Raw genomic sequence first — 1714 nt, 5'->3', positions numbered from 1 at the left:
GGTGTTTCCGTCTGAAATAATCTGCGGAAATCGCCCGAGATAATCTGCGGTTTGACATCCACCACCTGCAATATCTCCAAATTTCTTATAGTTATGTGCAATCTCGATTCTGTTGAGAATTCTCTCTGTTGCAGTAATCTGATATGGTCTCATAACCATAAGCATGCTTTCTGATGTGAAAACACAGTATTTAGTAATAACATTCAGAATTGTATGCTTTGCAAAAAATGTCTTGGTAAAGTCAATCAAATCCGGGATAACACGATTATTGGCGTCAGCCCAGAAAGAAGTGAACTCAAAGGAGTTGCTTGTCTTACCTTTCTTGGTGTTTGCTGCCTCTGCATCCTTAATGGCATTATATCTGGTACTGTTAGAATAATATTTAGTGTTCGTTCCATTAGAAATAACATAAATCTGAACATACTCAAATAGTCCATATCCGGCACTAAATGAGTCTCTTTCATATCTGTTAATCTGATTAAAAGCCTCACGGATAGGAACTCCTCTTCTCTTAAGTTCTATATGAACCAAAGGAAGTCCATTTACAAGAACTGTAACATCATATCGATTATCATGTCTTGCTCCTTGATCTGTAGTAACCACATACTGATTGATTACCTGCAGACGATTATTGTGAATATTCTTACGGTCAATGAGTGTAATATTTTTACTCATACCATTATCTCTTTCGAGAACCTGAACATTGTCTTCCTGAATCTTTCTGGTTTTTTCTACAGTTCCATCATTACCATTTGCAATACAATCCTTGAAAAATCTCTCCCATTCAGTGTCTGAAAATTTATAATCATTTAATTCTTCAAGTTTGGCACGGATGTTTGCAACCATATCTTCTTCAGTATGAATCTGTAGGTATTCATATCCCTGCTCTGTAAGCATTCGTATAAATTCCTTCTCCAGTTCAGCCTCACTTTGATAAGCATCAGAGCGTTGTTTCACAGGCTCATACTGAGTAACAACTGTATTTTCATTTGTCTCTGCAACTATATTAAAATATGGCACTGCTCCCGCCTCCTTTACTTTTGTTTTATTCAAAGCTTAATAGCTTATCTCTGTAGTATTCATATTGCTTCTGTCTTGCTTCTATTTCAGCAGGCAATCCGACTGCAATATCATTACATAAAGAATCGAATCTATCCAAAATAGCAACTATTCTTTCTTGCTCCTCTATCGTAGGAAGCATTATTTCAATGTCCCCTAACTTACTTGGAGTAACCTCGATTACCTTTGTTCCGTGTGCTAATTTCTTTTTCTGGTCAAAGAACATTGCAGAATGGAAATAATAAGATAAATACTTCGCATTCTGGTTATGGCTTATGATGGCTGTATGACCACTGATAGCTATATCCTCATTACCCATCCAAGCGGTACATGAACATACATCTTCAACATTCTCACTTGTTACAGCCATTACAATATCTCCCGGCTTTGCAATCTTCGACTTTGCAAAAACATCTTCATTTACAAACGTCAAAGTCTTATCTGCATAAATACCAAAATGAGTATACATCTGGCCATAATGAATACATGGTCTTCCATTATCGACAAAATCTTTCTTTTGGAAATTACCACCACGAACTATGGTAGCGATTTCATCCAGTTTAACAGGTGCATATCCAAATACATACTGTAAGAGTTTAATTAGTGTCTGCTGATTAAGCAGACATTTGCAACTTCCAACTCTTACATCTGCTCC

Annotated in this window: 2 protein-coding genes; both read right to left on the bottom strand. The window is 36.5% G+C overall.

Annotation, left to right across the window (positions count from 1 at the left end):
* On the bottom strand, positions 1-1020 hold a 1020-nt coding region (locus ASU35_RS04910; RefSeq protein WP_147525377.1), incomplete at its 3' end, for a type I restriction endonuclease.
* A 25-nt stretch (positions 1021-1045) separates the two neighbouring features.
* A partial coding sequence (locus ASU35_RS04905; RefSeq protein ID WP_242861203.1) for a restriction endonuclease subunit S occupies positions 1046-1714 on the bottom strand: 669 nt, incomplete at its 5' end.

This window comes from Acetivibrio ethanolgignens (genome assembly GCF_001461035.1).
GTDB lineage: Bacteria > Bacillota > Clostridia > Lachnospirales > Lachnospiraceae > Velocimicrobium > Velocimicrobium ethanolgignens.
Note: the sequence above shows the minus strand (reverse complement) of the source record. Positions and strands in the feature narration are given on the sequence as shown.